Source organism: uncultured Idiomarina sp. (assembly GCF_964010655.1).
Lineage (GTDB): Bacteria > Pseudomonadota > Gammaproteobacteria > Enterobacterales > Alteromonadaceae > Idiomarina > Idiomarina baltica.
The window spans coordinates 1-6,918 of record NZ_CAXGLS010000068.1 but is presented as its reverse complement, the minus strand read 5'-3'; the positions used below and the strand labels follow the sequence as shown (position 1 = coordinate 6,918).

Sequence of the window (6,918 nt, the reverse complement as noted above, 5' to 3'; positions counted from 1 at the left end):
GGCGAATCGGCGTACATAATCCCGATAGCCTCCCCGTCAGCTGGCAAACGTGGATAGGCACTATCGACTCGCGCCCTATTCCATGTCTTTCGTTGCCCATGCATCACTTACCGACAAATAATCCAACAGCCTCTGCCAATAACTTTCAACAGGCGCGATCATTTGCCGAACTGCAACATGAAACCCTAAACACCCAGGCCCCCCTAACTGAAGCGCTCTCCTGGATGTTAAAGAAAGCAAAGCAGGGGGATGAATCATCACTGGAGGAACTGTCCAGCGCCCTCAACATGAGTGCTTCGACGTGTAAGCGACTACTCGCCTCACAAGGCATGAACTTTAAACGACTGGCAGACTATGCGCGGCTGAAATATTTCCTCTACCACTCAGAGGCTAAACCGCACACGCAAGCGGAACTCGCCGCTAAACTTGGCTACAGCCACGCAAACAACCTCAGGCGAGCCCGCCGACGCTGGCTCGCCAGTTTTTAAGCGTTTAGTCCACCTCACTGACACGGTATCCGGTTTCCTCAAGCAGCGTCAGTACGCCCTCATCACCCACTAGATGACCCGCACCGACCGCGATAAACGCGCTATCGCTTTGGTTATCTGTGGCGAGTTTAGCGATCCATTCGCGGTTACGTTTATAGAGCAGTTCTTCAGCCATTTGCGGAGGCATTGAGTCGTTTAATAGCTTGCCGAGTGCGGTTAAGTCGCCCTGCTGCCAACTAGCGATAATGCCATCTAGAACCTCATTAACCTGGTCAATTTCAGTCAACGTTTGCTCAATAATCTCTTGCTCACCTACATCACTTTGCGCCTGCACCAACGCATTGATCTGACGCTCAACTGTTTCCAAACTTTTAATAGGCACGCTGTTGGCATCTGCAAATTGCTCAATTTTACTTTCGACGCCCGCCTCTTGCGCATAGCCTGCGTGGTTAACTGCAGTAGCAACTAACACAATTTGTGCGAACCAGGCATTGAGTGGGTTGAGGTTTTGCTCTGGGATGCCATATTGTTGAGCGACCTGTGTAAACGCCTGCCAAGTTTCACTATCAACGTTCTCTTCTAGCGTGCCTTGTGAGCGCATCGCATGAGCCATAAACGCCGCTTGTGCATTCTTTAATTTTTCTGGTGCTATTTCCATCCAGATCACTTCACTTTGAGCCAGTGCATCTTGTGCCTGGTCAGAAAGTGCAAAACCGTCTCCCTTCGCGGCATGCACCGTACCCATGATCCAAAGTGTCTTGTCGCCCTGCACGGCCTTATAAAAGACCTCCGCCGAGCTGAGCGTACTCCAGAGCAATGCTAATAACGTAACGATGACGATTTTTAATTTCATGATATGTATCCTTTATTTTTATTCTTTGCGATCAGCGTTGGGTAATGAATAAGATTAATGCCACACCAATAAACATTCCCACCACCAAAGTCACCAAGAGTGGCAGCGCATCGAGCCAGGTTGGTCGCTGTGTATGATTGGTTTGTTCGGTGGAAGGTTCACTCCGCACACTGTTGTCGGCATCCTCGACCAACTCCTCGCGTGCGAGTTGGCATACCGCACACAGTGCCTGCACGGTGTCTTTTGAGCCAATACCGTCGCGCTCGACCCGCTGGATTGTACGCAAGCTGACACCACATGCGTCGGCGAGTTGTTGTTGCGTCCAGTCCCATTGTGAGCGACAGGCGATTACTTTGTCTTGATTGATACGCATAACCTACCCCAGCAACCAAAGCGCCAGCTTTGCGCTCAAAAAGCCAGCCGCCAAACCAATCACAAAGAACGATAAAATCAGTTTCCATGAGCCTTTTTGGCCCTTTAACGACGATTGCGACTCGGTTCGAACCACATCGTCACCCAACAATAAGTCGCAACGAATGGTTGATAATAAAAAGCCACCTACATCAAAATGTACTTTAAATGTCTCGTCCTCAATCAAAAATTCGTGAGTGCTTGATAAGCCAAAATTGCGTCGACTACTTACGCACTCGCCATCAACAAATACTTCTTCTTTCGCTGAAATCCCACTGGCACGTGCTTCAATAACATGCCCTTCGTACTCAAACTTAAATTCAAAATTTAAGTGTAATTTTTTTAGTAATGACCCTTTCATGTGAAATATCCTTTAATCGCCTTATTGCAGGAAGAACACTAGCAGTCGAATGCAGAAGTGCCTACGCCAGGCGCGTGGCAGTCATATGTCAGGCATACGACAGGCCACTGTCACCTTGCTGACACATGCTCATCAAGCACGATGACTTTGGCTTTGAGCGGCATCACTTCAAGCATATTCAAGAAGCGTGTTAGCGCTGAATGAGAAGACACATCGCCCATTCCCCAACTGGCATTACCATAGCCCCACGGAATCATAACTTGGCACTCGAGTTCATTGGCAGCAGTAATGGCATCCTCAGGCGTCATATGCACATAGCGATACCACTTAGGGCTGGTCGGCGAATAATAGGAAGCAATCGGGAGTAAGCAAACGTCGATTGCACCATAGCGCTCGTGGATATCACGAAAGTGCTCAGAATAGCCGGTGTCACCCGCATAAAATAATGTTTTACCTTGACTCTCGATCAACCAACCATTCCATGAAACGCGCTCATTATCTTCATATATAAATGGAACGTAGGTACGACTACTAAAATGATGAGCGGGTAACGCGGTAATAGTCGTACCCCGCGTTTGATTACTCAATGTGTCCTCAGAAAACCAACCCATTTCGGTAATGTGTGCCCCTATTGCAGGGAATTTTTCCCCCATACGCAATGGCACACGATAGCTAGGATGGTCACCTATGGACTCGACATCCGATTTATTAAAATGATCATAATGCAGGTGGGAGTATAAAACAGCGTCGGCTTGACTTACCTGTTCAACCGATAAATTCGGCAGATGAGAACGGTACTGACCATTAAACCAAGCGTGCAACCAATTAATGGGCCAATCAAATTCATCAAAAACTGGATCGGTGATTATCGTCGCATCACTCGGTGTTTCAATTTGAAAAAGCGCATGCCCGAACCACGTTACCTTGAAGGCTTCATCATATGAAGATTGTAAATAAGGTCCCGTGTAACGGCAGGCTTCATCAGTGCATTGAATATCGGCACGCTCACGGTAGCAGTCCGTTTCACACGTAGCAGGATACTGTTTTTCACCGGGATCTAGGTTTTCAAAACGATGGTCATTCGGATGCTCTATTTGTTGTTCCGAATTAATCACTTGAATAGTATTCGAGGTACACCCGGTAACGAATAAAACAATAAAAGAAAAAACAAATAAAACGCGGCTCATAGCTGATTATCTGATGATTATTATGCGTTGTATCATCGCACATCACATAATGTTGAGTCATTGTTAAAATGTAACTAAATACGATGTGTACGTTCAGATAGAAAGGCCACGACACAGCCCACTAGCAAACCCCAAAACGCACTACTGATACTAAAAAATGACACATCAGCCACAGTAACAATGAACGCGATTGCCGCCGCATAAGCACCTGATGTACTGCTAAAGGCGCGTTGCAGATTCTGCGTAATCACCGGCAATAATGCTAAGCCAGCCAGCGTGGCCGTTGCCGCTTGCGGCATCATCATGAATAGGCTCACGATAAGTGATCCTGCAAGCCCCATCAGAATATAAAATCCTCCGGCAGCCACTGCCGCTTTATAGCGCTGCGCCGGATCGGGGTCTGCATCCTCTGTTTGGCAAATCGCCGCGGTAATTGCCGCGAGGTTTATCGCAAAAGCGCCCAGCGGCGCCAGTAGCAACCCCGCTAAACCGGTGGTTGTGATAAGTGGCGATGTCGGCGGTGCGTAACCATTGGCACGCAGCATCATCACGCCGGGAACGTTTTGTGAAACCATCGTGACGACAAATAACGGAATGCCAACGCCAATGAGCGCAGGCCAGCTGAAGTCGGGCCACACCCAAATCCACTGCGGTGCTTCCACCATTAGCGATTGCTCATTAAGCTTGCCCGTAAAAAACGGTAATGTGATAGCCGCCAGCAGTAACCACAAAAAGACCCATCGCGGTGTATACGCACGGCAGATAAAGTAAATGATGATGAGACCACCCGCGATAATGGGAAACGAAATAAGCGCCGGCAGAATTGCACTCACAAACTTAAGTAGTATGCCTGCCAAAATAGCCGCCGCAACATGACTAGGCACCCATTTCATCATCCGGTCAGCAAGACCACTAACTCCAAACACAACAATCAAACTAGAGGAAAAAACAAAAACCCCGACCGCCTCAGCCACCGTTAAACCACTGAGTGAGCCAATCAGCAACGCAATGCCCGGTGTTGACCAAGCCGTCAGTACGGGGGCTTTGTAATATAATGATAATGCGATCGTTGAAATGCCCATCGCCAGCCCAACGGCTAGCAACCAGGCACTTTGCAGTGCGGGCGATGAGTCCAGTTGCGATGCTGCTTCGAGTATCAGTACAACAGCACTGCTATAACCGACAAAGACAGCCGTCGCGCCTGCTGATACTTGGCTCAGTAAACGAATCATGGTGTTTCTTAATGCCCCATAGTGCGTTATAACGTACAAAGTTAATCATAAGATAACAGCGTGCGTTATAACGCACAAACACTAAACCATAAACATTTGATAAATCATGCAAAATAATCATCACACTGTGGCGCGCCGATTAAAAAAACTGCGCAAAGATAAGGGTTGGAGCTTAACAGCCTGCGCCGAACACACCGGTGTCAGCAAGGCCATGCTCGGACAAATCGAGCGGCAAGAATCCTCGCCCACACTCGCGACGCTTTGGAAGTTGGCTACTGGTTTCAATGTATCTCTGTCATGGTTACTCAACGATGAGCAGCAGCCCATGACATTTGATTTTGCGCATGAGCGTATTCAAGTCGAGCGTCTGCTGGCATTTGATCCTCAGACCCAGCAAGAGGTGTACAAATTGTGCATGGCTGAAGGGGCACAGAGCCACTCCGACGCCCACCGCCGCGGCACCTTCGAAATGTTGTATGTACAGTCAGGTGTACTCGATGTTGTGGTAGGTGAAACACAGGCAACCATCAAAGCCGGTGACGCGTATCGCTTTGACGCCGCCCAGCCGCACAGTTACATCAATCGGTACTCAGGTAAAACTGAGTTTGTGGCGGTGATAAGTTATGTTTAACATGATGAACTTTCCGCCTTTTTAAGCGTAAAGCTAACTATGGCTTTCTACTTTTGTTGAAATTATGTCAAGGCAACCTCTCGCGTGTTACCTGCGTTGTATCCTTTGCTCGTTGATCTTCGCACTTTCATATAGCGCCCAGGCTATCTCATCAACCTTTGACCATAGCCATGCGCTGTTCAATCAAGTGTTAAAGCGCCACGTCGTCGTATTCGATAATCAGCATAAATCAGCGGTTGATTACCAAGCCATTGCTAAGCAACGTGGTCCCCTAAAGGAATATTTAGCAGAGCTGTCGGCAGTCACCCCACAACAGTACACGTCTTGGACCCCCGATCAGCAATTGGCGTTTTTAATCAATGCGTACAATGCCTTCACTATCCAGTTAATTATCCAGAATATCGATGCATTTAATAGCGGTGAAGCCCAGTCAATCCGTGATTTGGGTAGCTTTTTTAAAAGCCCATGGGAGCAGTCATTTTTTAAGTTGCTCGGCAAACAGCGCACTTTGGACTGGCTTGAACATGAAAAAATCCGCGTCGATTTCAATGAGCCACGCATTCATTTTGCGCTCGTCTGCGCGGCAGTCAGTTGTCCCAAGTTACGCAGTGAGGCCTATCAGGCGAATCAATTAGACGAGCAACTCGAAAATCAAACCCGATTGTTTTTAAGTGATCGCGATAAAAATGGTGTTGATGAAGCGGGGATCTATCTATCTAAAATCTTCAAATGGTACGGGGACGACTTCAATGATGTCCAACGCTATCTGAACGATTATGCGAGCTATCTCACAGACTCCGTTACGCGACAAAAGTCGCTGAAATCATCTACACTTCCTATACGATATACAGATTATAATTGGTCGCTGAACAAAAAATGACGTCAAATAACGTCATAACTTGTTAAAAAGGTGTAGTCTATGGTACAACAACTTTTTTAGAACGATTATTACAGTTTAGGCTTAAACAATGTATTTTATCTTCTCAGATTCCGAGACAGCTCGGTTCGAGCAATTATGTAAAAAAGCCCTCAACTTAGACGTTAAACCACTCCAGCTAGACTCAGTGGTGCATCAACCACAAGCGTGTCTCGTGCTTGAATTAAAAAGCTCCATGACACTCCTACTAGATATCTGTGAGCACCTAAAACAGCAAGATTTTGAGGGGTTGGTTTATGTGTTGTCAGAAGCACTCGACAAACGCCAAGACACACTCATGCACAAAGTGTTGACCTCTTATGGTCTTGACGCGTACATCGTCAACGGGCGCGAAAGCACCGAACAAGCACTTGAGTGGGTATGTCAGCACAGTACCGACTCCCGCTCTCGCTCAGTACCCCAAGAATCACTCTACGATAAAGAGTTGATACATGAACTTGTTGTTGCGGGAAAAATGACGGTTCATTATCAGGCGCAATTTCAAAGTGATTCGCTTGAACTGGTCGCATTTGAAGCGTTGGCAAGGTTGTATCACGAGGGTAAATCAGTCCCGTTAAACGAAGTGTTTGATGTAATCCATGAGCGGAGCCTCTGGTCATACTTAACTCAGTCGACGCTCAAAAACTCTTTAGAGACGCATCACTTGTTATTTGAGCGCTACCCTCACGCCAACCTAGCAATTAATTTATCAGCTAAAGAGCTAAGCGAAGAAAGCTTTTCTGACCAATTTAAAACTTTTTTGAACGATTCCCCCATAGCTCACCCTCGGCTTATGTTTGAGTTGACGGAGACCGAGCTTTACTCAACCCGTTCAAGCG

At 47.2% G+C, this 6,918-nt stretch carries 9 protein-coding genes; 4 read left to right on the top strand and 5 right to left on the bottom strand.

The features are described from left to right. Positions 1–488, top strand: a 488-nt coding sequence (locus ABNS04_RS11840; protein WP_348671550.1) for a hypothetical protein, incomplete at its 5' end; no start/stop codon positions are given. 4 nt (positions 489–492) lie between these two features. Here ABNS04_RS11840 and ABNS04_RS11835 read toward each other — a convergent pair. From ABNS04_RS11835 to ABNS04_RS11815, 5 genes are all read right to left on the bottom strand, one after another. Beyond that, positions 493–1,341 (bottom strand): TraB/GumN family protein, encoded by an 849-nt coding sequence (locus ABNS04_RS11835; protein WP_272977255.1) that lies wholly within the window; start codon positions 1,339–1,341, stop codon positions 493–495. A 31-nt stretch (positions 1,342–1,372) separates the two neighbouring features. After that, complete coding sequence (locus tag ABNS04_RS11830; protein ID WP_272977256.1) at positions 1,373–1,714, bottom strand: helix-turn-helix transcriptional regulator; 342 nt, start codon at positions 1,712–1,714, stop codon at positions 1,373–1,375. Between the two features lie 3 nt (positions 1,715–1,717). Further along, a complete protein-coding gene (locus tag ABNS04_RS11825; RefSeq protein ID WP_272977257.1) occupies positions 1,718–2,113 on the bottom strand; it encodes a hypothetical protein in 396 nt (131 codons plus the stop codon). A gap of 110 nt (positions 2,114–2,223) precedes the next feature. Next, on the bottom strand, positions 2,224–3,300 hold the full coding sequence (locus tag ABNS04_RS11820; RefSeq protein ID WP_272977258.1) for an MBL fold metallo-hydrolase: 1,077 nt from the start codon (positions 3,298–3,300) through the stop codon (positions 2,224–2,226). 74 nt (positions 3,301–3,374) lie between these two features. Then, positions 3,375–4,571, bottom strand: coding sequence for a benzoate/H(+) symporter BenE family transporter (locus ABNS04_RS11815; RefSeq protein ID WP_272977259.1), 1,197 nt, complete (start codon positions 4,569–4,571; stop codon positions 3,375–3,377). Positions 4,572–4,638: 67 nt separating this feature from the next. On the opposite strand from ABNS04_RS11815, the gene ABNS04_RS11810 reads away from it, so the two are divergent. The 3 genes from ABNS04_RS11810 to ABNS04_RS11800 all read left to right on the top strand — a co-directional run. Next, positions 4,639–5,163 carry an XRE family transcriptional regulator gene (locus ABNS04_RS11810; protein WP_272977260.1) on the top strand — a complete coding sequence of 175 codons (525 nt, stop codon included), beginning with the start codon at positions 4,639–4,641 and terminating at the stop codon, positions 5,161–5,163. Positions 5,164–5,227: 64 nt separating this feature from the next. Next, positions 5,228–6,043 (top strand): DUF547 domain-containing protein, encoded by an 816-nt coding sequence (locus ABNS04_RS11805; protein ID WP_348671547.1) that lies wholly within the window; start codon positions 5,228–5,230, stop codon positions 6,041–6,043. A gap of 88 nt (positions 6,044–6,131) precedes the next feature. Further along, positions 6,132–6,918, top strand: a 787-nt coding sequence (locus tag ABNS04_RS11800; protein WP_348671546.1) for an EAL domain-containing protein, incomplete at its 3' end; no start/stop codon positions are given.

Coding starts and splice junctions, on each gene's coding strand:
- ABNS04_RS11835 (WP_272977255.1), bottom strand. CDS start 1,341: ATGAAATTAAAAATCGTCATCGTTACGTTATTAGCATTGCTCTGGAGT.
- ABNS04_RS11830 (WP_272977256.1), bottom strand. CDS start 1,714: ATGCGTATCAATCAAGACAAAGTAATCGCCTGTCGCTCACAATGGGAC.
- ABNS04_RS11825 (WP_272977257.1), bottom strand. CDS start 2,113: ATGAAAGGGTCATTACTAAAAAAATTACACTTAAATTTTGAATTTAAG.
- ABNS04_RS11820 (WP_272977258.1), bottom strand. CDS start 3,300: ATGAGCCGCGTTTTATTTGTTTTTTCTTTTATTGTTTTATTCGTTACC.
- ABNS04_RS11810 (WP_272977260.1), top strand. CDS start 4,639: ATGCAAAATAATCATCACACTGTGGCGCGCCGATTAAAAAAACTGCGC.
- ABNS04_RS11805 (WP_348671547.1), top strand. CDS start 5,228: ATGTCAAGGCAACCTCTCGCGTGTTACCTGCGTTGTATCCTTTGCTCG.